This is a genomic window from Streptomyces sp. NPDC026672, from assembly GCF_040638185.1.
In the GTDB taxonomy this organism is placed as follows: Bacteria; Actinomycetota; Actinomycetes; order Streptomycetales; family Streptomycetaceae; genus Streptomyces.
The window spans coordinates 104,094-126,649 of record NZ_JBEZXS010000019.1; the positions used below are offsets into that span (position 1 = coordinate 104,094).

The following is a 22,556-nucleotide window of genomic DNA, read 5'->3' on the forward strand; positions in this document are numbered from 1 at the left end:
TGGTGTCACAAGTGCCGTTACGTCAACGGTGCGTTGGTACCCACGGCTGTGTCGCCGATTGGGACCTCGAGCAGCGCACGAGAAGCCTGGCAATGGCATTCAGCCGCTCGCCGGACGGCGAAGACGTGGCCGTAATCCACAGCGCCAGTTGTGGTGATCAGAGCCTGGGCGCTCGCCGATTCCGGCTGCGCCCAGAGTGCGCGCGAACGCGCGACCAGGCGTGTGGAGAACTCGGATGGGTAGGCGCAGCGGAAGATCCTCGCCGATCCGCGCGAGCAGCCGGCTGAGTCGGCGGGTGTGCCACGCTCGACGATCGTGACCTCGTGCCCGGCCGCGGCCGGTTGCCATGCGGTGGTCGCGCCTGCGAGTCCCGCTCCGACGACGACGTACTGGGAATGGTCGACATCCACGATGGAGGCTCTTTCTGCGAGTCGTTCGTTCCGTGGCTGTCCACCCCATTTCACCGGCATCGCGGGCCGAAATGCTCATCGCGCGGATGACACCGGTCCCGCCCGCGACCGAACTGTTCCCCGGTTGCCTGCGGGGCTGCGCCCGTTGACTGACCCTGCCGCTCCCGGCGAACCGCATCAGCAGCGGTAGGACGGGCGGCTAGGACGCGTGTCCGGTTTTGATCGAGAACTTGTAGCTCTCCGGGATTCCCTTGGCGAGCAACGGAATGTCGATCACGGCGATCGCGACGCCGTAGACCGCCGCCATCGTATTGCCCGCTGCCCGCACTGCAGCGATCGGCAGGACCAGCAGTAATTGCGCGACCACCACCCACAACAACTCACCGGCCATGATGAGCAGGTAAGTCGGTATCGTGATCACCGCGATCGAGATCGCCCCGCCGATCAGCACCGGTTTACGCCCGACGAAGTCGGTGAGCAGGCCGAAAAGCGTGCACGCGGACGCGAAGGCGATGAACGCGAACAAACTGATGACCAGCGAGGTGTTCGTGGACATCTTGCCCACCGTGGTCATATAGGTCGACATGTAGGCCAGCAACGTCTGGTAGTCGGCCCAGCATCATCTTGGTCCACCATCGGGGCCTGACCCGGCGTCGTCATCGGCGTCGTCCCCGGAAAATGCCGCGGACAGGATCCACTCTGGGATCTCATTTCTTTATTCAAGCCTTGACTTAACAGTACGGACATTGCTTGGATCGCCTCGCAACGATGCTGCCGAAGTGGGGAGTTGCGACCGTGAGACGTACTTTCACAACCATGGCGGCCGTCGCGGCCACGACGTTGTCCGTATTGTTCGGCGTAAGCCCTGCCGCCCACGCGGACCGGGACGCCCAGGCATCGGCAGGGCGCGGCAGCGCCGTGGCCGGCACCTTCTCTGCAGGGGCCGCGCACGCTTGGCAGTCGCTGCCGCCCGTTCGGACAGGCTCTTCTTCCGGTCCGGTCGACGCCACCGTCATCGCCGACACCCGCGCCCTGCGACAGGAGTACGAGGGCATCGGCTTCTCGCTGGACGAGACGAGTGTGTCCAACCTGTGGAAGCTCACGCCCGCCAAGCGCCGTGAGGCCATACGGCTGCTCGTCGACCCCGTGCACGGCGCGGGCCTCGACCGGTTCCGGCTGACGATCGGCAGCCCCGACCTCATCGAGCACCTGCCCTTCTGGTCGGAGGACGACCTGCCCGCGGGCGTGAAGGACGACTTCGGCCTGAAGTACTTCTCCATCCAGCGCGACGTCGACCTGCACATCATCGACACGATCAAGCTCATCCAGCACTACAACCCGCGCGCCACGTTCTTCGCCTCGGCGTGGAGCGCGCCCGCGTGGATGAAGACGAACAACCGGTTCACCGGCGAGGTCGCGCTCAAGCCGGGCAGCACCACGGACTACTACCAGGTCGGCAAGCTGCGGGACGACTGCATCGAGGTCTTCGCCCGCTATTACGTCAAGTACGTCCAGGCGTACGCCCGGCACGGCATCCGCGTCGACGCGCTGACCCTGCTCAACGAGCCCGGCATGGACGTCGTCTACCCGGCCATGGACATCAGCATCGCCCAGCAGCAGAAGCTCGCCCTGGCGATGAAGCGGGAGTTCACCTCTGCCCGGCTCAAGACCCGGCTGTACGTACACGACTTCAACTTCTGGGACTGGCGCGACCCCAACAGCACCGGGACCAAGAACTACCACCGCATCTTCGACGACGCACCGGACGGTTCGGTGAAGGGCGAGCAGGTGCGCAAGGCGGCCGATGCCATAGCTTTCCATCCGTACTGGGGCGATCCCACGGTCATGCGCGATGCCTATGAGGAGACGGGCAAGCCGGTCGAGATGACGGAGACGAGCGACCTGTCACCGTCGACCATCCTCGACTACTTCCGTCTCGACGCCGGTTCGTACATCTTGTGGGCGCAGACCACCGACCAGGACGGCGGCACGCTGCACTGGACGCCCGCCCGCGACAACAACATCAACTGGGACGAGGTTGCGGCTACCACCAAGTGGCCGGACCGGCTGGTGAAGGTGAACACGAGCACCAAGGACTTCACCGTCCGCGACGAGCTCTACGCCATGGGGCAGTTCGCGAAGTACCTCTCGCCCGGTGACCGACGACTGGAGTCCAGCGCCGCGCAGAACGGCGTGAGCAACGTGGTCTACCGCTCCGGCAGGAGCGGCTATGTCGCAGTCCTCGGCAACAGCTCCGAGGCCGACCGCACCGTCCGCGTCGTCGTCGGCGGACATGCTTTCGTGGCGACCGTACCGGCGGGCTCGTTCGCCACCTATCGATGGAAGGGAACCGCCGGATCCGCTCACTGATCCCGGTCCGGCCCCGGCCGGGTACTGGTAAAACGCTTCCGGTACCTGGCCGGCCCCCTTACGCGGGTGACGGAGAAGGCGCGGCGAAAATGCCCGCCGCCGCCGAGCCCGCTGCGCAGGGGTGGAAGCGGGAAACTAGTCCCGTCAGCGTGCCGTACTTCCAAGACGTCATCTCATTTGGCTGAGTGGGCTGTCGGTCGTGGTGGGGATCATTGGGCGGCTGGTGTCGGACGAGTTGTGGGAACTGTTCCAGTGGGTCGTGCCGGAGGCGCCATCGTGGTCTCAAGGTGGTGGTCGGCGCCGCACGGAGGCCGTGAGGTGCTGGCAGCGATCGTGTTCGTGGCGGCGTCGGCCGCACGTGGCAGCAGTTGCCGACGTCGTCGTTCGGACCGTCCGGGGCGACAGCTCACCGCCGGTTCACCGAGTGGACGAGGGCCCGCGTGTTCCTCGACGAACTAGGCTCCCGCGGTGACCTGGACCGGTCTCGCTGTGCGATGGACCCGGTGAACATGCGGGCCCTGAAAAAGGGGAGTTGGCAGGTCCGAATCCTGTCGACCGGGGTACGTACGGCTCGAAGATTCACCTGATCACCGAGTGGACCGGTCTGCCCCCGCCTGTCGGCGTCTCTGGTGCCAACGTTCACGACAGCCAGGCCCTGATCCCGCTCGTGAAGGGCATACCGCCGATCCGATCCCGGCGAGGCCCCCGTCGGCGCAAGCCCGACGAACTGCACGCCGGCAAGGGATACGGCAGTCGGCCTCATCACCCAGCCGGACAAACTCGCCGCCGTGTGGAACGTCACGTAATTCCCGACGAGCGGCGTCAACTTCCCCGCCCGCACGTTCGAACGCCACGCCTCAGGTCTCGGGAACCCATTCCACGGGAGGGGGCATGCGACTGTAATGGGGTCCCCTGGTTCCGTACCGGGCGAGGTGCACGATTTCGCCGCCGACCTGGAGCTCTGCCGGAGGAGGGTTGGAAACGGAGATCCGAGGGTGACGCTGGCCGTCGATGACAATGCTCTCGCGCAGGTCGTTCCGGCCGTCCGCCCAGCTCTGGGCCCGCTCGCGAGTCCACGGGTTCTGCAGGGTGCGCGGGGCTGCCGGGTCGTGGTCGTAGCCGTTGAGGCTGCGGACGAGACCTTCGCTGTAGACACCCTTGACCCGGAAGTTCTCCAGGTCGTCCGCGCGCACGACCATGTTGACGTACCGGCGGCCGTTGCCTCTGTGCCTTCCGACCGCATGCCAGCGACCCCAGCCAGGGTCCCAGCGCACGGGTGGAATCCACAGCAGGGCGCCTACCGGGAAGTGCTTCGTGCCGCGCTGGATGTCGAGACCACTCTCTCCGCGCACGGTTTCCCGCGCCACGTTAGCCACCAGGCACCAGCCCAGCAGCCCGTCCGGCGTCTTTTCTTCCGTAGGTTCTGTGTCTGCCACACCGAGAATCTTCACGCATGAGACGGGACGCGAACCAGCTCTTATCGGCTGAGCCGACCGGAGCAAACCGCATACGGATCATCGGTCGCAGGAGAAACCCGCCTCGTTCGAACGTGTGGGCGGGGAAGTTGACGCCGCTGGTGGGGAATTACGTGACCGTCGACACGCCGTCCAGGACGATCGGGCTCGCCATCCATTCCGACGAACTGAGCGCAAGCGACGTTGGCCTGGATTTTTTACACCAGGGAACTGAAGGGCTCACTCGACCCGGCCAGCCTCGTATTCACCGTGCTCACGACCCATGTCGGGTGTGGAGCGCGAATACCTCCGCGCCCGCACCGTCGAAGGCCACGAGTCCGCCCGCAAGCGCGGCAAGACCATCGGGGCGCGGGCGTCGCTGACGACTCCATGCTGTCCATGGCGCTCCACCTGGGTGGCCAGGAGACGAGCCTGCGCGACATCGCCAAGCGACTCGGTATGGTCACCGGCGCGATAGGGGATAGCACCTCTCGCCCGCCACCGTCATGCGGACGCTGCGGGAACACGACGAGCAGGCCCCCGTGCCGATGAGTGCGTGGTCACCCGCTACTTTGCGGCTGGTGTCCGGGCGGACTCCGAGGCCATCATCGGTTGTCGCCGGCGAGGCCCAGGCAGGTGGCGGTGAGCAGACGCGTCAGGGTGCCGGGGAAGTCGGTGACGGTGATGACCGTGAGGCCGGGGTTGCGTTCCTGGGCCGCGGCCAGGCTCTGCGCCGGGTGAGCGACCTGCCACAGCGTGGCGGCGAGTGCGTCGGCGGCCAGGACGATATCGCGGGCACCATTGGCATCCAATGAGGGCACGGCGGCGGTGATGGCATCGACCATGTCGGCGATCGGCCGGCCGGTGCGTTTCTTGAAGTCGATGACGCGGTCGACGGCGACTTCGTGCTCAAGGTGGAGGGGCACGTTGGCCAGCAGGTCGCAGAAGAGGGGGTCCGCGGCCAGAGTGGCGGCCAGGACCGTGGCCAGGCGCTGCGGGGGGACCGCTTCTTCCCCCTGGAGGGCGTCGCGAACGGCTTGTGACCAGCGGATCCATCCCTCGGCGGCGAGCTGGAGCAGTACGTCCTTGTGGGAGTCGAAGTAGCGGCGCATGGCCGAGTGGTGAACGCCGACGCGTTTGGCGATGGCGGTCAGTGTCACCGAGGCGACTCCGCCTTCGATGGCAAGGCAGCGGGCGGCGTCGATCAGGGCCTGGGAGCGCTGGCGTTTGCTCTCGGCCGAGCGTGCGCGCTGGAACGCAGGGGTGGACATGGCACCGAGATTAACGCACCGGGAGTGCGTTGCGCTTCCGCCGTAGTCGTCCTATCGTGGATAGCGCACAGAGTGTGCGTTACCCATGGAGGTTTTCCCATGACCGCCAACAGCAGCAAAAAGGTTCTGCTCGTGACCGGAACGACATCCGGCATCGGCCGCGTGGTCGCCCTGGACGCGGCCGCGGCCGGCTACTCGGTGGTTGCCACCGGCCGGGATGTGGAGCGGATGAAGGACCTGGCGCGAGAAGCCGTGCGTCGAGGCGTCGAGCTCGACATCCAGTTCCTGGACATCACCGACCACGACGGCGTCAAGGCCCTGGTCGTGGACGTGGCCGACACCTACGGCCGCATCGACGCGGTCGTCTCCAACGCCGGCGGAATCTTCGCCCTGGGCACGGCCGAGCAGATCACGATGGACGGCTACCGCTTCGTGATGGAGACCAACTTCTTCGGCAACCTCGCCGTCATCAAGGCCGCCCTGCCCCACCTGCGCGCAACCAGGGGCCGGCTGATCGTGGTCACGAGCGCGAACGGCGTGATGGGCGCGCCCTACAACGAGGCCTATGCCTCCTCGAAGTTCGCCCTGGAGGGCGCGGTGGAGTCCCTGGCCCCGGTCGTGGCCCGCTTCGGTGTGAAGACCACCATCGTCGAACCCGGCCCCGTCGCCACCGACGTCATGGCCCCGCGCCGCCTGGAGAACCTCCTGCCCTACGAGGAGATCCCGGACAACCCCTACCCGGATCCCTGGGATCTGCTGTCGCGCATCATCGCGAACACCGGGGGTGTGCAGCCGGTGGAGGAACTCGGCCCGCTCTTCTTGGACCTGCTCGTCTCCGACAACCCGCCGCTGCGGCGCCAGAGCACCCCGTGGGCCGTCGACTTCGTCGCACCCAAGCTCGCGGCCGACCTCGACGGCGGCAAAGTCACCGCGGCCTCCGAGGCGTATCTCGCCCTCGCCGACTGAACACCCCTCCGGGGCGGCAGCGGTACTGCGCATCGCGCACCACGTCGTCCATGCGCCAAGGCCGGTGGCCCTCGTGCGCGGCGGCGACACTCAATCCCGCCGACGTCGGGCTCGCCTCGGCAGCCCTGCCAGGGGCGCCCCGAAGCCCGTCCCGCACGGTCCCTGGGCATCACTCCCGCAAGTCGCGGGACCGCCATTCGCGGCGGCTGTGACGACAACTCGTACCGGGCCGTGACACCGGGCCGTGACACCGGGGCGCGCCCAAGATGGGCACCCCCGCCGAACTTGCCGACGCCGGAGATCCTCGCCAGGGCGTCGCCGCACAGCAGGCGGCCCCCCCGGAGGGGACATGGCCACCTCCCCTTGCCGAATAGCGCATTCCACTCAAAAACCTCTCCTGCGCGCCCTGTCCGCGTTGACTCTCGCGCGAACAACCCGCGCCGCACTGACACACCACTCCCATGGCCTTTTACCGGAGGTGCTTTATGACCACTCATGAGGACAAGAAGACGCAATTCCCTGCACCCGCCCACTGGATCGGCGGCCGACCGGTCCAGGGCGGCCCGGAGACGATCGACGTCGTCAATCCTGCGACCGGCCAGACCGTAGCGGCCGTCCCGGCGGGCACTGCGGCCGACGTAGACGCGGCAGTGGCGGCGGCCCGCGCGGCTTTCCCTGCCTGGGCGTCCACCAGTCCGGCCGAGCGCGTCGCGGTCGTACGCCGCATGGCCGACGCGCTGGAGGGCCGGTTCGAGGAGATCGCGGCCACCATCACCGCGGAACTCGGGTCTCCCGCCGCCGAGTCCCGGATCGGCCAGGCGGCCCAGCCCATCGCGCTGGCCAGGGCGTTCGCCGGAGTCGTCGAGGACTTCCCCTGGAGCGAGGAGATCGGCAACTCGCTGGTCGTGCGGGAACCGCTGGGCGTGGTCGGTGCCATCACTCCGTGGAACTTCCCGCTCAACCAGATGATGTCGAAGGTCGCTCCCGGACTCCTCGCCGGAAATACCCTCGTCGTCAAACCGTCCGAGGTCACGCCGCTGACCGCGCGGATTCTTGCGGAGGCCGCCTCCGTGGCCGGACTGCCCGACGGCGTGCTCAACATCGTGCACGGCGCCGGCCCCGTGGTGGGCGAGGCGATCAGCCGGCACCACGACGTGGACATGGTGACCTTCACCGGCTCCACCACGGTCGGCAAGCGCGTGGCCGCGGCCGCCGCGGACACCGTCAAGCGCGTGGCGTTGGAACTCGGCGGCAAGTCGGCCAGCATCATTCTCGGCGATGCCGATATCCCCACGGCCGCTGCCCGGAGCCTGGCCAGCGCCTGGTTCAACAACGGACAGGTCTGCGCGGCCTGGACCCGTCTGCTTGTTCCGGCCGACCGTCAGCATCACATTCTCGACCTGCTCCTCGCCGCAGCCGAGGAGTACCGCGTCGGCGACCCGACCGACGAAGCGACCCGACTCGGGCCTCTGGTTTCGGAGACCCAGCGGCAGCGCGTCGAGGACTACATCAAGCAGGGCGTGGCCGACGGTGCCACTCTCGTCCTCGGCGGTCCCGGCCGACCGGCGGGCCTGGAGAGTGGCGCCTACGTCCGGCCTACGATTTTCGCGGACGTCGACCCCGACTCGGTGGTCGCCCAGGAAGAGATCTTCGGCCCGGTGCTGTCCGTCATCCCTTACACCAACGAGGAACAAGCTGTGGCCATCGCCAACAACAGTGTCTACGGGCTCCACGGCGCCGTGTTCGGCGAGCCCGACCACGCCTTGGCCGTTGCCCGCCGGTTGCGCACCGGACAGGTCGACGTCAATGGCGGCCAGTACAACATGCTCGCCCCGTTCGGCGGATATAAGCAGTCCGGCAACGGCGGCCGTGAATTCGGCCGCTATGGCCTTGAAGAACACCTGGAAACCAAAGCCATCCAATTGTGAGGGCCAACCCATCTGCCGCGGGCGCGGCGGCGCGCAGGCGCGGGAGAGCGAGCATGCCCTGACCCGTCCCCTACTGGTCGCCGTTGTGCCGGGCCTGGCGAAGGCCGCCTTCCAGAGGCTGCATCAGATCATCGGACGGCTCTGGCAAGCCTGCGCCCGCTGCCTGGCCTGCCTGACCCGTGAGAGGGAATGGGACCGCGACCGCCGGGGGAGCGGTCGCGGGTCCGGGTACGGGTGGGTCAGTTCTGGGGGGCGGCGCCGGCGTTGATGATCGGGGTGAGGTCGAAGACGCTGACCACTTCGGTGATCCGGCCGTTCTTGACGGTCAGGTACTCCATGCCGCGGAAGTCCTTGGCGAAGGGCAGGTCGACGGTGTAGACGGTCGCGGCGTGGGTGTCGTCGCTGACCAGTACGTCGGTCAGCCGGCCGCCGAGGAGGCCGCCCACGAACGGGGCGAGGAAGTCGCGGTAGGCCGCCAGGCCCTCGATGCGGCCGCCGGGTGCCTCGCACACGACGTCGTCGGCGATGAAGCCGAGCGCTTTGTCGGCGTCGCCGGCGAGCCAGGCGCGGACGTACTCCTCGGCGGTCTGCCGGGCGGTTTCGGGAGTGGCAGTCATGGCGGTTGCTTCCTTCCTCAGCCCACCGTTGCCGTGGCCGCACAGACCGGCCGTGCATCGGAGGGGGTTCTCTTTTCGGTGAGTGGGCCGTGCTCGGTGCGCGCCCCATGACTGCATCATTGGCCCTGTATATGACACCCTCTGCCATATACAGGAGAGAGTTTTGCTGCCATGAAATCCGACCGTCTGCTGTCGATCCTGCTTCTGCTGCAAGCCCACGGGCAGCTACCGTCCGCGGACCTCGCCGACCGCCTGGAGGTGTCGGTCCGCACGATCATGCGGGACGTGGAGGCCCTGTCCGCGGCGGGCGTGCCCGTCTACACCGTCCGCGGACCGCAGGGCGGCATCGCTCTGCTCCCCGGCTACCGCACCGATGTCACCGGTCTGACGGCGGACGAGTCCCGGGCCCTGTTCGTCCTGGTGTCGGGCTCCGCCCACACCGACCTCGGACTCGGGCAGGCCCTCGGCTCCGCCCTGCGCAAGGTCATGACCGCGCTGCCCGCCGCGCACCGTCCCGACGCCGACCTGATGAGCCGGCGCATCATCATCGACCCCGTCCGCTGGCGCGGCACACCGGGCGCCCGCCGCCCCGCCGTCGACCTCGCCCCTTTCCAGCAGGCCGTCTTCACCGACCGCCGCCTGAGACTGCGCTACCGCCACGGCCGGGACAACCGCGTCAGTGTCTACACCCTCGACCCCTACGGCCTCGTGAACAAGGCCGGCGTCTGGTACCTGGTCGCCGACCACAACGGCGAACCCCGCCTCTTCCGCACCGACCGAACCCAGACCGCCACCGTCCTCCCCACACCCGTCCGTCGACGCGAAGACACCGACCTCACCGATCTGTGGGAGCACCTGCGCCGAGGCATCGACGACCTCCCCACCCCGCTCACCGTCACCACCCGCGTCCGCGACGACACACTCGCCATGTTCCTGCGCGTACACCAAGCCGACCTCGCCCCCTCCCCGGACGACCCCACCGGCACAGCGAGCACGCAAGAAGGATGGACCGAGGTCGAACTACGCTTCCAGTCACTCTTCGCCGCCACTGCCCTCCTGGCCTTCGGCCCCGCCATCGAAGTCCTCACCCCGCAGGACCTGCGCGAACTCATGGCCCGCAAAGCCCAAGAGACCGCCGAGCTCTACCTCACCGACAGATGACGCCCCCTCGCCGCCCACCTGCGGCACGTGCTGCGACACCGACGGCATCCCACATCGGTGCCGACCAGAACAACGTGAGGAGATGCCCGTGAACCGCGAAGACGGCCCCGACAGCGATCGCCAGGACATGGTCGAACGAGTCCGCGCATGCATCGCCAGCATGAACACCCCATCCGACGAACGGTCCATGTTCGGCGTGGTGACCTCCTTCGTGGCAGGCCACGCCGCAGTCGGTGTCCGCGCCGGAGGCGAACTCATGATCCGTATCGACCCCTCGCGATCCGACGAACTCCTCAGCCGACCCGAAGCACATCCGCTCACGATGGGCAGCCGTACCTTCACCGGCTGGGCCGGCATCGGCTTCGACGACCTACAAACCGACTCCCAGCTCGACTTCTGGGTCGGCCAGGGAATCGCATACGTGCACAGGCTGCCGTCCAAGGCCACCGGCCGCCGAACTCAACGCCGGGGCTGAAGCAATGCCCTACTCACCCGGTGACTTCCAGGCGGCGGGCCAGGTCGGAGGAGGCCAGCTGTCCGTGGCTCTGCAGCAGCTGGATCGAGAGCAGGCGGTCGGATTTCATCGCTCAAGAATTTCCCTCACCTATATGACAGAGGATGTCATATAAGTCGGGAAGGGTTGTGGTCGTCGGGTCGCAGGGTGCGGCCCCGCCGCTCCGGAAGCGATCCACCGGCCACGGGCCCGGGGATCTCGCGGAGCAGCGCCTCAGGAAAGGAATCAGCGCTATGACCGCCACCACCGGATCCGCCAAGAAGGTCGCCGAACAGTACGTGCGCGCATGGCTGGGCGGAGACGTCGACAAGGCGATGGGCTTCATCGCTGACGACATCATCTGCCAGGCCCCCTACGGTCCGATCACCGGCAAGGAGGGCTACCGCCAGTTCCTGGAGCCGTTCGCGTCGTCGCTGGCCGGCGGCGAGCTGGTGGACGTGCTGGGCGACGATGAGCACGTCGCGACCGTCTACACCGTCCAGACGCCGTTCGCGAAGGACTTCCGCGGCATGGAGTACCTCACGGTCGCCGACGGCAAGATCACCCACGCAACCAGCGTCTTCGACCTGTCGCCCGCGATCAAGGCCGGCTTTTCTCCTCAGAGCTGATCTCTCTGCCGAAGGCTGCGGCCGTCCCCTTCACGGGGCGGGCCGCAGCTCGGCTTCCTGGTCTCTCGGCGTGCGCACCATCCGAGTAGGGAGGGCTGCGCCGCATCCCGCCGCGCACGCCCCTCAAGCAGGTGTAGAAGTCCGCGCGGAGCTGCGCGACGTCGGGCAGCGTGTGACCGGTGTGGTGGATACCGCCGACGGAGAGCAGGGCTCCGACCTCGTGCACCGCGTGGGAGCAGCGGGAGCTTTCCCCGGTCCTGGTGCGGAACCGGATGCGGGGCGTGGCGAGCTGGCAGCGCCCGTCAGATCCGGTCCAGGACCACGACCGGGATCACGCGCGGTCATGGCCTGATACTCGGCGTAGGTGGGGAAGGTTTCCACCATCTGCGGCCACAGCCGGTCCCGTTCCGCGCCGGTGGCCGTGCGGGCCCGGACGCGCAGGTGTTCGGCGCCGACTTGGATCTCGATCTCCGGGTGAGCCAGCAGGTTGAGGTACCAGTTGGGGTGCCGGTCGTGGCCTCCGCGGGAGGCGACGAGGACGAAGGAGTCGCCCGTCGCCCGGTAGATCACGGCGAACTTGCGCGGCAGTCCGCTGCTCCGGCCGACCGTGTGCAGGATGAGGGTGAACAGGCCAGGACGCCATTCGTGCCCGACCGCGCCGGCGGTCTCCTCGTACGCCTTGATGTGTGTTTCCTGGAACAGCACTGTGGCTCACTTCCTGGTGCGGGGTGGTTTCGGGGCCCCGGGCATGCGCGGTCGCGGTGGGGGCGGTTGGCCAAGGGCCGCGGTCAAGGGCCGCGGTCAGGGGCCGCGGTCAGGGGCGGTTGGTCAGCAGGACGGTGCCGGTCCGGCCCGGGCGCTGCGCGTGCGCGATCGCTGCGCGGTGCTCGGCGAGGTCGTAGTGGCCGGCGATCTCGGCGAGGTCGGGGTGTGTGGCCACCAGGTCGAATGCGAAGGCGACATCGTCGGCGCGGGTGACGTCGTCCAGCCCGGCCCACTGCTCGATGCTGACGCCGACCGCCACGCGCTGGCGCCGCACCAGATCGAACGGTTCGAAGCCCGAGGGCCTGGGGTCGAGGCGGCCGTAGGAGAGCAGCGTGCCGCCCTCGCCGAGCCGGTCGAACATCGCCCGGCTCACCGGTCCGCCGACCGGGTCGAGCGCCACCCGTACGGGCCGGTCACCGATCGCCTCGTCCAGGCGCTCGGTCCAGCCATCGGCCGAGGTGGTGATGACGGGGACCTTTGGCCATCGTGCCCGGTAGCGGGCTGCGGTGTCCGCGGTGCGGACCAGGGCGACCAGGGCCAGGTCGTGGCGATCGGCCGCAGCGCTGACGAGGGTGCCGACCGCGGACCCGGCCGCGGCGTGCAGGATCGGTCCGTCCACTCCGGCGGCCCCGGCTCCGTGGTGGTCGACGGTCCGCATGAGCATGCGCATGGTGAGCGGATTGACCAGCGCGAGCGCGGCCACGTCGTCCGGCAGTGCGTCGGGTACGGAGTGCACGTGGGCGGCGGGTGCCAGCAGCACGTCCTGCCAGGCGCCTGTGGCGCCGAAGAACGCGACCCGGTCGCCGGGTACGAGGCCCGTCACCCCCTCGCCGACGGCCCGCACCACCCCGCTGCCCGCTGAGCCGCCGCCGGCGGGCAGCGCGGTGGTCGGCGCCGCCCAGCCTTCGCGCACGCCGAGCAGGTCGCCGGCGTGGATCGCGGCCGCACGCAGGGTGACTGCCACCTGGCCGGGGCGCGGGCGGGGTTCGGGCAGCCCGTCGGTCAAGGTGAGAACGTCGGCCGGGTTGCCCGGCCTTGTATGGACGATGCCGCGCATCGCTCCTCCTGAGGTGCTGGCGTGTTACTGCCTCTAGCCTCCCAACCTAAGTCATTTTTGGTTGGTCGGTCAAAAACTGGTGGCCTTACCGCTCCGGCCGGCAACACCCGGTACCTGGGCGGCTGCCCCCCCGCCGCGCTGGACCCGCCCCCGGCACCTGAGCGCCGGATCCTCGGTCGGGCCTCCCTGAGCCGTACGCCGAGCTCATGGCGCGACCGCGCAGGTTCGACGAGGACGAGCCGCGCGATGCGGGGGAAGTGGCTCTGGCGCACGGGCGAGACGGGGGAGCATGCAGGACCTGTGCGCCAGCGGCCCGGACTCACTCGCAGAGCCTGTGCGGCGCGTTCGGCAGGAAGCGCGAACTGTTCGCCCGGAATCTTCAGCGCCGCCCGCGTGCCGCCTTCGGCGGACACGGCAACAAGCTCGCGAGGCGGCATCAGCCGCCGTCATCGCTCACATCCCCGTCGGGCCGCCCGGTCTGCTCGGGCGACGCCATCCGCTGGTCACGCCCGTCCTCGCAGGCGGGGACGGGCGCGTGTCCCTGCGCTCCGTGCGCACTTCCCCGCCGTTGCGGCGGACTTGGCGGCCGCCGTCCCCTTTGCTCCCCGACGTCATCAGCCCCCGTGATCGTCTCGTTTGGTGCTGCTCGCCCGGCCGACCCCCCGGATCAGTCCCTTTCGTGCCGCAAGAAGGGCCGCGCTCCCCGCCGTACCGCACGGCGCGGACGGACGGGGAGCCGAGGGTGCAGGATCAGGCCATTTACGCGGGGACGGCGAGCTTCTCGCGCAGCCACGCGGCCATCACGGCGACCGCCTCGTCGATCTCGGGGACCTTTCCGGCGCCGAACAGGAAGTTGTGCTGTCCGTCCGGGATCACCTCCAGGCGCACGTCCACGCCGGCCGTCCGGGCCCGGGCGACGAACTGCTCGCTGTCATCGGTCAGGATCTCCTGGTCGCCGTAGAGGACGAAGGTCGGCGGCAGCCCGGTCAGATCCGCGTGCGCGATGTTGATCCGGGGGTCGGTCTTCGTCACGCCGGTGCCGTCCAGCATCAGTTCGCCGAAGGCGGTGAGCTGGGTGCGGCCGAGCGACTTGTCGAGCTTCGCCTTGCCGTCGATCGAGGGGTTGTCGAGCGCGATGTCGAACCACGGCGACATCGACAACACCGCGCCGGGCAGCGGCAGTCCCTTGCGCCGGGCGGTGAGGGCCAGGTTCACCGCGTAGTTGCCGCCGATGGAGTGGCCGACTGCGGCGATCTTCGCGGAGTCGTACCCCTGGTCGAGCAGCCACCGGTAGGCCGCCTCGACGTCGTCGATCTGGGCCGGGAACTTGTGCTCGGGCGCCAGCCGGAAGTTGACCAGCAGGGCCGGGACACCGGTGGCACGGGCCAGGTGGCCGACCGCCTTGCGGTCCATCCACATGGAGGCGACCACCGAACCGCCCGAGTGGCTGTGCAGCAGCACGTGCTCGGTGGAGCTGTCGGCCGGGACCACCCAGAGCGCGGGCACGCCACCGGCGTCGACATCCCGGTAGGTGACACCCTCCGGCTCACTCGCGAGCAGGTGCAGGGACTCGGCGACGTCGCGCCAGATGCCGATGTTGTCGGTGAGGAGGAACTTGGTGGCCATGTCCTCGTAGAACGCGGCCATGTGCTTGAGTTCGGGGCTGCTCATGATGATCGCTCTTTCGGTCCGGGGGGTGAGCGCGCGGTGCGCAACGTCATTATTGGTCGTTCGACCAAGAACGCTCGCAGCATACCTGGTTTCTGGTCGGGCAACCAATAATGAGTTACGCTCGCACCATGGCACGCCCCAGGAAATTCGATGAGCGCGAGGTTCTCCTCGCCGCACGCAGACAGTTCTGGCGCGACGGCTACGCGGCGACCAGCATGCAGGACCTCTGCGATGCCACTGGAGTGGCATCGCAGAGCCTGTACAGCGCCTTCGGCAGCAAGCATGGTCTGTAGAGGTGCGGACTCTGCAGGACTACTGCGCAGAGCATGCTGCACGCCGCCAACGGCTACCTGCTGCACCAGTTCCTCGACCGGAACAGCAACCTGCGCACCGACGGCTACGGCGGCAGCCCCCAGGCACGTGCGCGGTTCGTCATCGAGGTCACGCGGGCGGTGGCAGAGGCCATCGGACCCGAGCGGGTCGGCATCCGCATCTCACCGAGCCTCCACGGACCAGTCCGCCGCGGCCATGCTCACCCAGGGCCTCGCCGACGCCGTCGCCGTCGGACGCCCCTTTCTGGCCAACCCGGACCTCGTACGGCGCCGGCGCGAGGGACTTCCCCTCAACACGGACCGCCCCGACCTGTACTACGGCGGCGACCCGACCGGCCGCACCGACTTCCCCACCGTCGATGCCTGAGCCCCCGCCCCGCCACTGACCTGCCGTGCGGACGGGTAAAGCACTCGTGGAGCTGCCCGGAGGTACGGGCAGCTCCACGAGGTACACCACATACCCGGCCGGGGGGGATCGCCGTGCTCAAGACGGAGGGCTGTCTCCACTCGCAGCAGGAGAAGAACGTGTTCCTCTGAGCCACTATGGTCGCCGCGCAGACCAGTCGCCCATCGGGCCGCCGCACATCCTGCCGCGGTCCTCAGTGCTTGTCCGGGAGATGACTGCATGACTTCACCCTTGTCCTCCGAATTCCATGACTACGAGGCGTTTTCCTATCTGGAGCCCGACGCCGCCCCGTCGCCCTTCGCGCTGGCGCCGGACGTCGATCGCCTGCCGGCGTACGACGTCGGCCTCACCCCGCGACAGGAGGAGCGCGCCACCGCGCTCCTCGCCGACAGCCTCGTCGTCTCGCTGCACGACCATCCCTTCCGGCTCCCCGCCGACCTGTCGCAGCTGCGCGCCTACCAGCGTTCGGGACGGGTGGCCCTCGGCTATGCGGGGCTCGCCCGTTCCGGGATGAGCGCCGTGTTCGACAACGTGGGCGGACCCGGATGGTCGTGGGACGAGACCGTTACCGACCTGGGTATGCGCCTGTGCGACCTCGCCCATCAGGACTTCGTCCGGCACGCCCGCACCACCGCCGACATCCGACAGGCTCATGCCTCCGGCCGCCTCGCCCTGGTGACGGGGCTGGAGGGCGCGGAGTCCATCGCCGGCAGCCTCGACCGCATCGACGTGCTGTACGGGCTCGGAGTGCGTCAACTCGGAGTCGTCTACCAGGCCGAGAACGCCCTCGGTCACGGACTGCAGGCCCCGGTCGACCACGGCTTGACGGCCTTCGGACGCCGGGCGGTGCGGCGGATGAACCACCTCGGCATGGCGATCGACGTGTCGCACGCCGGTGACCGTACGACCCTGGACGTCATCGACGCGAGCGAGCACCCGGTGCTCATCACCCACGCGGGAGCGAGGGCCGTGTGGAACACCCGGCGGATGAAACCCGACGAGGTCATCACCGCGTGTGCCGCGCGCGGTGGACTCATCGGCCTGGAAGCCGCGCCGCACACCACCCTCAGCACCGCGCACCCGCGGCACGACGTGGAGTCGGTCCTCGACCACCTGCGGTACTGCGTCGACCTGGTGGGTGTCGAGCACGTGGCCTTCGGCCCGGACACCTTCTTCGGTGACCACGTCGCCCTCCACGCCGAACTCGCGGGCACGCTGGGCCTGGCCGCCTTCCACGCGGCGGGTCCGCCCTTCACGCCGACCGACTACGTCCGGGGACTGGAGAACCCGGGCGAGTGCTTCCCCACGCTGGTGCGCTGCCTGGTGCGCGACGGGTGGGACGACGCATCGATCGCCGCCGTGCTCGGCGGGAACGTGCTGCGCGTCCTGGAGCGGATCTGGGGGACCGGCCGATGATGACCGGTCTCGATGCCGGACTCGGGAACGCGGACGCACCGTGGCTCGCCCGGCGGGAACAGGTGTGGCTGCTGACGCACCTCCGCACGTGGCTCGGGAGACGCGCCGTCGTGCCGCTGACACCGGCGCCCCGGCCCTTCCACCCGTCGGCTGCCCGGGTGCGGCTGTCCCGGGACCGGCCGCGAGCGGTGGACGCGTTCTTCCGGAACTGCCTGCGCGTCTACCGGGCCGTCCTGGACGACGAGGTGCCGCCCGTGGTGGCCCGCGCACTGTACGGGGACCTCCCGGCACATCTGGGGCTGGACTTCCACCGCTCACTCGGGGCGGCAGCCGCCTCCGTGCCGTGGAGCTACCGGACCGACGAGTCGCTCGACGGCCGTCTGTACGAGATCCAGGCACCGGGCTCCGGTTGGGGCGAGTACCTGCTGCTCGCAGACCACGCCGCCGCCTTCCACCCCGGCGCCGCCCCCGATGCCGCCACGGTGGCGGACCGGTACGTCGACGCCCTCCGGCGGGCCGTGGGCACGGACGAACCGGCCGTGCTGTACCTGACCGACACCGCGACCGGCCAGACCGGCGTGCGCTACTTCGTGGAGCGCACGCGCGCCGCAGGGGCCCGTTATTACGGCCTCGACTCCGGCGTGGGCCCCGACGACGTACGGCACATCCGGTCCCATTCCTTCCCGAGCCTGTTCACCGAGCAGCATCCGTTCGGCCACATGGCGCGTGCGGCACGGGAGCCGTATCTGTACGACCCCTCGCTGAACGCCATGTTCTTCAGCAAGATCACGACCGCGCTGCCGTTCTGGCGGTTCACCCGGGACTTCTTCTCCGACGCGGACCGGTCGCTGTTCCCCTACACGGCGGTCCTGGAGGCGGATGGAGTGCAGATGCCGGACGGGCAGGTGGTCCCGCACCGCGCCTTCGCGGCGGACCTGCCAAAGACGCCGTACTTCCTCAAGTACGCGGGCCACGACGTGTACCGCGGCAGCGGTGGCGCCGGCATCCACCTCCTCGACCGGCTGTCGCCGCGCGCCGGTGACGCCTTGGCACGTGCACGGAAGCAGTCCGCGACCGGCCGCACCTGGATCGTGCAGGAGGCGCTGGACGCCCGCGACGCGGCATGGGACGCGCAGTACCAGGGCGTGACCGGCCGGATTCCCAAGCTGAGCGTGCTGTGCGCCCTGGGCACCTACCTCGGGGCGATGGTGCTGGCCGGCACCGCCGACATCGTGCACGCCGGCACGAGCAATGCACTGGCCCTGTGCGCGGAGCCCGCCGCCGAGACGGTGGAGCCCCTGCCCGTGCGGCCTTCCGGCTCGTTCCGGCCCCCGGCCGCTCGCACCGACTGTGCGGAAAGGGAGTGGGCATGACCACCCGTCGGATCCGACTGGCCGCTTCGGTCAAGGGCCTCGGCTACCACGCCAGCGGCTGGATGATCCCCGGAGTGCCGCCGGTGGCGGACTTCGCGCTGTACCGGACGATGGCCGAGATCGCCGAACGGGGGCTGTTCGACCTGCTGTTCATCCCCGACCGGCTGGCCGCCGCGATGTACGACGTCCCGCGCGGCGCACTCGGTCGGGCCAGCACGGTCACCGATCTCGAACCGCTGACCCTGCTGGCCGCGCTCGCGCCGCTGACCCGCCACATCGGACTGGCGGCCACCATGTCCACCACCTTCCAGGAGCCCTACACCATCGCCCGGTTCTTCGCCTCGCTCGATCACATCAGCGGCGGCCGGGCGGCCTGGAACGTCGTCACCTCCACCCTGCCGGAGGAGGCCCGCAACCACGGGCTGGCGGCCATGCCGTCGAAGACGGAGCGGTACGGGCGCGCCGAGGAGGCGGTGGACGTGGTCGCCGGCCTGTGGGACAGCTGGGACTTCGACGCCTTCGTCCACGACGTGGGGACAGGGCGGTACTTCGACCCCGCGAAGGTGCGCCGCCTCGATCACCGAGGACGCCACTTCCGCGTCGACGGCCCCCTCAACGTGCCCCGTACGCCGACCGGTCGGCCCGTCGTCGTCCAGGCCGGGGCCTCTCCGGCGGGCCGCGAACTGGCGGGGCGCACCGCTGAGATCGTCTACACCGTGCAGAACGAACTGCCCGCGGCCCAGGCCTACTACCGGGATGTCAAGCAGCGCGCGGCTGCCCACGGCCGTGACCCGGCGGGCCTGCTTGTCCTGCCCGGCATCCTGCCCGTACTGGGCGAGACCCGGGCCGCCGCCCACGACCGGCTCCGGGAGCTGCGGGAGCAGATCGACCCGCACCTGGGTCTGGCCCATCTCGCCCTCTTCCTCGGGGACTTGTCGCAGTGGGACCTGGACGGTCCCGTTCCCGACCTGGAGGACGACCCCGGAGTGCCGAGCCGCCGTCGGCTGTGGCTGCGGATGGCGCGCGAACAGAAATTGACGATACGTCAGCTCTATCAGGCCACGGCGATAGCCAACGGCCATCTGGAGGCGGTCGGCACCGCGACCGACGTCGCCGACGTGATGGAGGAGTGGTTCACCGAAGGCGCGGCGGACGGCTTCAACGTCATGTCGGCCCTCGCGCCCCAGGACCTCGACGCCTTCGTCCGCCTCGTGGTGCCCGAACTCCAGCGCCGGGGCCTGTTCCGCAGCCGGTACGAGAGCACCACCCTACGCGGCAATCTGGGCATTGAGGTGGCTACGTCGGCGTTCAGCGGCCCCACCGAGGCGATCCAACCGGACCCATCGGGAGGGGTTGTCGGAGCGTCCGAAGGATGACGGTGAGGCGGAGTGGCCCCACTTCGGGTCTTGCGGTGGGACAGCAGTCGCGACCCACGCGCTCGTGCCCCTGCCGCGCATTGCCCAGCGAAGCCAGCCCTCGCTCGAGGCCGACCCGTACGGAGAACTGGGCGAGGAGGTGGCCCGGGCCAGGCAGGTCTGGCGCAAAGCCCTGCTGGAGCGCGGCATCCTGCCCTTCCTGCGGGAATCACTCGCCGCCCCCCCCGGTACGGCGGCCACCCTGCACCGCACGCCACCGTCGCCGCCGACGGCCCGGCTGCCGAAATGCGGCTACCAGCCTGGGTTTCCGCAGCCCGAACGACGGGCCCTCCGCGGGCACGCGCCCGAGCCTCGGCAGCCCGGACTGCACCAACCCTGACTTCGGAGACCCGGAACACCAGCCGGACCGAGCACCGGATCATCGCCCGCTACCAGCCCCGCTCAGTGCCCGTTTTTCGAAGTCGCTGAAGTGATCTTCTGGTGGGCCTGGCCTGGAGTGGTGACCGATGGTGATGACCGGGCGGTGGTCCGGTACTGCCCGGTCTGTGGTGAACGGCTTCGGCCGGACGTCGGCCCGCGAGCCCGGTTCTCTTCCGCGGTGTGTCGCTCCAGGCACTGGCATCAGGCCCGTCGGGTGCGGGTGCGGGTGCGGGTGCGGGCGAGGGCGAGGGCGAGGGCGGTGGCGTTGGCCAAGGCCGGGGACGCCGCGGAGTGTCCGTCGTGCGGGACGCGGTGGATGCCGGGGGTGGAGTATCCGCCGGGCACGGTCTACTGCTCGCCGCGGTGCCGGACGAGAGCCTGGCGACAGCGACAGGAAGCGTCCGGAACAGCGTCACAGTGACGCTGATATGAACGCTCCGATTGGCCAACTCGCGCCGGTTTATTTGGAGTTGACGTCGCGTCTTGTTGACGATCTTGCTGCGGGGGGACCCTCCGTATGGAGCAAGGGGCGGTGGGTTCCTCGCGGCGCCTGGTGCCGCACCCGGCCTCGGACAAAGGGGTGGTGTTCCCCATCTCGGAAGAGAAAGTCGGACAGGTTTCCCGGCGCCGTTACGACGAGATCGTCTCCGGTGACCGGCAGTTGGTCACCCAGATCGGCCGGGCGATGTTCACCATCGGCGACCACGCGCTGGAGATCGAGCCGGTGCGGCCGGTCGGGGGATCGGCGCCGGCCTCGGACGCGCTGTTCGGGGTGAACGCCTCGTTGCAGATCTACGCCGCCGACATCGGCTTGTCGCTCAAGACGGTGCTGCATTACCAGTTCACCTCGCACCGGTGGCCCGCCGGCCGACGCCGCGACGGGGTCTCCCCACAAGGTCCACGCCGTGCTGGCCGACATCCCCGACGATGAGGAGCGGTTCGCCGCGATCGACAAGGTGCCCGTCGACGAGGTCACCGGGGTGCGGCGGTGGACGACGGACCTGGCCAAGAAGCGGGCCGGCCACCGGCCGGAGCGTCCCGGGACGGTCCAGGAGAAGGTGGAACGCATCCACGACCTGGCCCTCGATGAGGGCGTCGTGGTCACCGCGGCGCGGGACGTGCTGCGGCGGCCCGCGGTGGCGGCGCGTCTGCTCCAGGACACCGACGTGCGCCGCACCCTGAACGATGCCCGAACGCCCGAGCAGCGCGTGGAGGCTGTGCACCACGTGGTCACTGACGACCTCGCGGCGGCCAAGCCGGCCGCTGACGTGCTGCGCCGGCCGGAGATCGCCGCCCGGGTGGCGGCTGATGACCGGGCCCGGCTGGCGGTCAACCAGGCCCAGGTCGAACGCTCGCGCCAGCAAGCCAAGGCATTCCGGCGGAAGTCGCCGGTCGCGCCGGCGATCCGGCGGATCGAGCCGACCGAGGACTTCGTCGACCTGCTCGGCTCGATCCACCGGTTCGTGCGCGAAGCCTCCCAGGCGGTCCCCAAGCTGCGGGACGTGAGCGGAGCGTCATGCCGAGCTGATCCAGATCGCCCTGCTGGAGGAGTGGGAGCGGGCCTGGGTCAGCGAGAAGCTCACCCAGTTCAAGCGGATGATCACCGGCACGCTGGGGCCGCACCTGGCCCTGTTCCCCAAGAGCCAGTGGGCGAACTACCTCAGCACCCAGATCGAAGCGGTGAAGGCCACCTTGGAGATGGCGGCCTCGCAGAGCGGCTGAACACTCGCCTCCGGGGACGCCGAAACGACCGGAGAGGACCGGGGTCCTGGCCGGCCCCGGTCCACACGGATCGGCCAGGACCCCGACGATCCTCCGATGCGCCGATACCGCTACCCCTCTGACATGACGAACGCCGATTGGACCCTGCTGGAGCCTCTGCTGCCGCCTCCGGCCTGCGAGATGGGCCGGGGCCGGCCGGAGAATTGGCCCCGCCGCGACATCGTCGAAGGCATCCGCTATGTCGTCGGCAACGGGATCAAGTGGTGGGCGATGCCCGCTGACTACCCGCCCTGGCGCACGATCTACGGATTCGCCCGCCGTTGGGCCGCCGCCGGCGTCATCGGCCTCATCCGCGACCACCTCCGCCGCGCTGTCCGGCTCTCCGCCGGCAAAACCCCGCAGGCCCTCGCCGTGGTCGTCGACTCCCAGAGCGTGAAAGCCTCCGAGACCGTCGGGCGGGACTCGCGCGGTTACGACGGCGCGAAGAAGATCAACGGGCGCAAGCGGCACCTGGTCGGGATGCACCCCGATCGCCATCGTCTGGGCGGACTTCGGCTATGTCGGACAGCTCGTGACCTGGGCGAAGGACCGCCTGAACATCACCCCCAAAACAGTTCGCTGCCCACCGAACACCCCTGGCTTCATCGTCCTGCCACGCCGCTGGGTCGTTGAACGGTCTCTCCGGAGCGACCCGCAGCCGTCACGTCCGTCGAGGGACC

The 22,556-nt window shown here is 69.2% G+C and carries 22 protein-coding genes and 4 pseudogenes; 17 read left to right on the forward strand and 9 right to left on the reverse strand.

The annotated features are described in order from the left end of the window. Positions 1 to 17: 17 nt before the first annotated feature. Together AB0F77_RS22715 and AB0F77_RS22720 are read right to left on the reverse strand one after the other, a co-directional pair. Positions 18 to 410 (reverse strand): FAD-dependent oxidoreductase, encoded by a 393-nt coding sequence (locus AB0F77_RS22715; protein ID WP_361951461.1) that lies wholly within the window; start codon positions 408 to 410, stop codon positions 18 to 20. A gap of 199 nt (positions 411 to 609) precedes the next feature. Further along, entirely contained in the window at positions 610 to 966 is a 357-nt protein-coding gene (locus AB0F77_RS22720; protein ID WP_361951464.1) for a hypothetical protein, read from the reverse strand. A 260-nt stretch (positions 967 to 1,226) separates the two neighbouring features. Here AB0F77_RS22720 and AB0F77_RS22725 point away from each other — a divergent pair, with 260 nt between their 5' ends. Together AB0F77_RS22725 and AB0F77_RS22730 are read left to right on the forward strand one after the other, a co-directional pair. After that, on the forward strand, positions 1,227 to 2,780 hold the full coding sequence (locus AB0F77_RS22725) for a glucosidase (RefSeq protein ID WP_361951467.1): 1,554 nt from the start codon (positions 1,227 to 1,229) through the stop codon (positions 2,778 to 2,780). A gap of 190 nt (positions 2,781 to 2,970) precedes the next feature. Further along, positions 2,971 to 3,528 (forward strand): annotated as a pseudogene (locus AB0F77_RS22730) (transposase); the annotation flags it as partial. Positions 3,529 to 3,637: 109 nt separating this feature from the next. Here AB0F77_RS22730 and AB0F77_RS22735 read toward each other — a convergent pair. Further along, positions 3,638 to 4,231, reverse strand: a complete 594-nt coding sequence (locus AB0F77_RS22735) for a hypothetical protein (RefSeq protein WP_361951470.1) — start codon at positions 4,229 to 4,231, stop codon at positions 3,638 to 3,640. 608 nt (positions 4,232 to 4,839) lie between these two features. Next, on the reverse strand, positions 4,840 to 5,505 hold the full coding sequence (locus AB0F77_RS22740) for a TetR family transcriptional regulator (RefSeq protein WP_361951473.1): 666 nt from the start codon (positions 5,503 to 5,505) through the stop codon (positions 4,840 to 4,842). A gap of 99 nt (positions 5,506 to 5,604) precedes the next feature. Between AB0F77_RS22740 and AB0F77_RS22745 the strand changes: the two genes are divergently transcribed. Next, complete coding sequence (locus AB0F77_RS22745) at positions 5,605 to 6,471, forward strand: SDR family NAD(P)-dependent oxidoreductase (protein WP_361951476.1); 867 nt, start codon at positions 5,605 to 5,607, stop codon at positions 6,469 to 6,471. A 485-nt stretch (positions 6,472 to 6,956) separates the two neighbouring features. Further along, entirely contained in the window at positions 6,957 to 8,399 is a 1,443-nt protein-coding gene (locus AB0F77_RS22750) for an aldehyde dehydrogenase family protein (protein WP_361951479.1), read from the forward strand. 239 nt (positions 8,400 to 8,638) lie between these two features. Here the strand turns inward: AB0F77_RS22750 and AB0F77_RS22755 are convergent, their stop codons facing one another. Continuing rightward, a complete protein-coding gene (locus AB0F77_RS22755) occupies positions 8,639 to 9,016 on the reverse strand; it encodes a nuclear transport factor 2 family protein (protein WP_361951482.1) in 378 nt (125 codons plus the stop codon). A gap of 171 nt (positions 9,017 to 9,187) precedes the next feature. Between AB0F77_RS22755 and AB0F77_RS22760 the strand changes: the two genes are divergently transcribed. The 3 genes from AB0F77_RS22760 (at position 9,188) to AB0F77_RS22770 (ending at position 11,299) form a co-directional block, all read left to right on the forward strand. After that, entirely contained in the window at positions 9,188 to 10,177 is a 990-nt protein-coding gene (locus AB0F77_RS22760; RefSeq protein ID WP_361951485.1) for a YafY family protein, read from the forward strand. Positions 10,178 to 10,265: 88 nt separating this feature from the next. Next, positions 10,266 to 10,652, forward strand: coding sequence for a TfoX/Sxy family protein (locus AB0F77_RS22765; RefSeq protein ID WP_361951488.1), 387 nt, complete (start codon positions 10,266 to 10,268; stop codon positions 10,650 to 10,652). Positions 10,653 to 10,924: 272 nt separating this feature from the next. Beyond that, complete coding sequence (locus AB0F77_RS22770) at positions 10,925 to 11,299, forward strand: nuclear transport factor 2 family protein (RefSeq protein ID WP_361951491.1); 375 nt, start codon at positions 10,925 to 10,927, stop codon at positions 11,297 to 11,299. A gap of 123 nt (positions 11,300 to 11,422) precedes the next feature. Here the strand turns inward: AB0F77_RS22770 and AB0F77_RS22775 are convergent, their stop codons facing one another. The 3 genes from AB0F77_RS22775 to AB0F77_RS22785 all read right to left on the reverse strand — a co-directional run bounded on the left by AB0F77_RS22775 (position 11,423) and on the right by AB0F77_RS22785 (position 14,792). Next, positions 11,423 to 12,004 carry a nitroreductase family deazaflavin-dependent oxidoreductase gene (locus AB0F77_RS22775; protein ID WP_361951493.1) on the reverse strand — a complete coding sequence of 194 codons (582 nt, stop codon included), beginning with the start codon at positions 12,002 to 12,004 and terminating at the stop codon, positions 11,423 to 11,425. A 109-nt stretch (positions 12,005 to 12,113) separates the two neighbouring features. Beyond that, positions 12,114 to 13,121 carry an alcohol dehydrogenase catalytic domain-containing protein gene (locus AB0F77_RS22780; RefSeq protein WP_361951496.1) on the reverse strand — a complete coding sequence of 336 codons (1,008 nt, stop codon included), beginning with the start codon at positions 13,119 to 13,121 and terminating at the stop codon, positions 12,114 to 12,116. A 759-nt stretch (positions 13,122 to 13,880) separates the two neighbouring features. Then, entirely contained in the window at positions 13,881 to 14,792 is a 912-nt protein-coding gene (locus AB0F77_RS22785) for an alpha/beta hydrolase (RefSeq protein ID WP_361951499.1), read from the reverse strand. 128 nt (positions 14,793 to 14,920) lie between these two features. On the opposite strand from AB0F77_RS22785, the gene AB0F77_RS22790 reads away from it, so the two are divergent. The 7 genes and pseudogenes from AB0F77_RS22790 to AB0F77_RS22820 all read left to right on the forward strand — a co-directional run. Then, positions 14,921 to 15,085, forward strand: a complete 165-nt coding sequence (locus AB0F77_RS22790) for a helix-turn-helix domain-containing protein (protein WP_361951502.1) — start codon at positions 14,921 to 14,923, stop codon at positions 15,083 to 15,085. A gap of 33 nt (positions 15,086 to 15,118) precedes the next feature. Continuing rightward, positions 15,119 to 15,235: pseudogene (locus AB0F77_RS22795) on the forward strand (alkene reductase); the annotation flags it as partial. Positions 15,236 to 15,320: 85 nt separating this feature from the next. After that, on the forward strand, positions 15,321 to 15,491 hold the full coding sequence (locus tag AB0F77_RS22800) for a hypothetical protein (protein WP_361951616.1): 171 nt from the start codon (positions 15,321 to 15,323) through the stop codon (positions 15,489 to 15,491). A 258-nt stretch (positions 15,492 to 15,749) separates the two neighbouring features. Then, positions 15,750 to 16,946, forward strand: a complete 1,197-nt coding sequence (locus AB0F77_RS22805; protein WP_361951505.1) for a membrane dipeptidase — start codon at positions 15,750 to 15,752, stop codon at positions 16,944 to 16,946. Next, positions 16,946 to 18,319: a hypothetical protein gene (locus AB0F77_RS22810; RefSeq protein WP_361951508.1), complete on the forward strand. Its 1,374-nt coding sequence runs from the start codon at positions 16,946 to 16,948 to the stop codon at positions 18,317 to 18,319. Before AB0F77_RS22805 ends, AB0F77_RS22810 begins: the two co-directional genes overlap by 1 nt. Then, positions 18,316 to 19,695 (forward strand): LLM class flavin-dependent oxidoreductase, encoded by a 1,380-nt coding sequence (locus AB0F77_RS22815; RefSeq protein ID WP_361951511.1) that lies wholly within the window; start codon positions 18,316 to 18,318, stop codon positions 19,693 to 19,695. Before AB0F77_RS22810 ends, AB0F77_RS22815 begins: the two co-directional genes overlap by 4 nt. A gap of 82 nt (positions 19,696 to 19,777) precedes the next feature. After that, positions 19,778 to 20,102: pseudogene (locus AB0F77_RS22820) on the forward strand (hypothetical protein); the annotation flags it as partial. Between the two features lie 214 nt (positions 20,103 to 20,316). On the opposite strand, the gene AB0F77_RS22825 reads toward AB0F77_RS22820, so the two are convergent. Next, entirely contained in the window at positions 20,317 to 20,460 is a 144-nt protein-coding gene (locus AB0F77_RS22825) for a hypothetical protein (protein ID WP_361951514.1), read from the reverse strand. A 172-nt stretch (positions 20,461 to 20,632) separates the two neighbouring features. Here AB0F77_RS22825 and AB0F77_RS22830 point away from each other — a divergent pair, with 172 nt between their 5' ends. The 3 genes and pseudogenes from AB0F77_RS22830 to AB0F77_RS22840 form a co-directional block, all read left to right on the forward strand. Next, positions 20,633 to 21,046 (forward strand): hypothetical protein, encoded by a 414-nt coding sequence (locus tag AB0F77_RS22830; RefSeq protein WP_361951517.1) that lies wholly within the window; start codon positions 20,633 to 20,635, stop codon positions 21,044 to 21,046. Further along, positions 21,021 to 21,959 carry a DUF6192 family protein gene (locus AB0F77_RS22835; protein WP_361951520.1) on the forward strand — a complete coding sequence of 313 codons (939 nt, stop codon included), beginning with the start codon at positions 21,021 to 21,023 and terminating at the stop codon, positions 21,957 to 21,959. The genes AB0F77_RS22830 and AB0F77_RS22835 overlap by 26 nt, the downstream gene beginning before the upstream one ends. Then, positions 21,934 to 22,519 (forward strand): annotated as a pseudogene (locus AB0F77_RS22840) (transposase); the annotation flags it as partial. The gene AB0F77_RS22835 and the pseudogene AB0F77_RS22840, both read left to right, overlap by 26 nt. Positions 22,520 to 22,556: the final 37 nt, after the last annotated feature.

Bases quoted from the DNA above. Each gene is read 5' to 3' on its own strand.
- AB0F77_RS22720 (WP_361951464.1), bottom strand. From the start codon at position 966: ATGTCCACGAACACCTCGCTGGTCATCAGTTTGTTCGCGTTCATCGCC.
- AB0F77_RS22725 (WP_361951467.1), top strand. From the start codon at position 1,227: ATGGCGGCCGTCGCGGCCACGACGTTGTCCGTATTGTTCGGCGTAAGC.
- AB0F77_RS22740 (WP_361951473.1), bottom strand. From the start codon at position 5,505: ATGTCCACCCCTGCGTTCCAGCGCGCACGCTCGGCCGAGAGCAAACGC.
- AB0F77_RS22745 (WP_361951476.1), top strand. From the start codon at position 5,605: ATGACCGCCAACAGCAGCAAAAAGGTTCTGCTCGTGACCGGAACGACA.
- AB0F77_RS22750 (WP_361951479.1), top strand. From the start codon at position 6,957: ATGACCACTCATGAGGACAAGAAGACGCAATTCCCTGCACCCGCCCAC.
- AB0F77_RS22755 (WP_361951482.1), bottom strand. From the start codon at position 9,016: ATGACTGCCACTCCCGAAACCGCCCGGCAGACCGCCGAGGAGTACGTC.
- AB0F77_RS22760 (WP_361951485.1), top strand. From the start codon at position 9,188: ATGAAATCCGACCGTCTGCTGTCGATCCTGCTTCTGCTGCAAGCCCAC.
- AB0F77_RS22770 (WP_361951491.1), top strand. From the start codon at position 10,925: ATGACCGCCACCACCGGATCCGCCAAGAAGGTCGCCGAACAGTACGTG.
- AB0F77_RS22780 (WP_361951496.1), bottom strand. From the start codon at position 13,121: ATGCGCGGCATCGTCCATACAAGGCCGGGCAACCCGGCCGACGTTCTC.
- AB0F77_RS22785 (WP_361951499.1), bottom strand. From the start codon at position 14,792: ATGAGCAGCCCCGAACTCAAGCACATGGCCGCGTTCTACGAGGACATG.
- AB0F77_RS22790 (WP_361951502.1), top strand. From the start codon at position 14,921: ATGGCACGCCCCAGGAAATTCGATGAGCGCGAGGTTCTCCTCGCCGCA.
- AB0F77_RS22800 (WP_361951616.1), top strand. From the start codon at position 15,321: ATGCTCACCCAGGGCCTCGCCGACGCCGTCGCCGTCGGACGCCCCTTT.
- AB0F77_RS22805 (WP_361951505.1), top strand. From the start codon at position 15,750: ATGACTTCACCCTTGTCCTCCGAATTCCATGACTACGAGGCGTTTTCC.
- AB0F77_RS22810 (WP_361951508.1), top strand. From the start codon at position 16,946: ATGACCGGTCTCGATGCCGGACTCGGGAACGCGGACGCACCGTGGCTC.
- AB0F77_RS22815 (WP_361951511.1), top strand. From the start codon at position 18,316: ATGACCACCCGTCGGATCCGACTGGCCGCTTCGGTCAAGGGCCTCGGC.
- AB0F77_RS22830 (WP_361951517.1), top strand. From the start codon at position 20,633: ATGGAGCAAGGGGCGGTGGGTTCCTCGCGGCGCCTGGTGCCGCACCCG.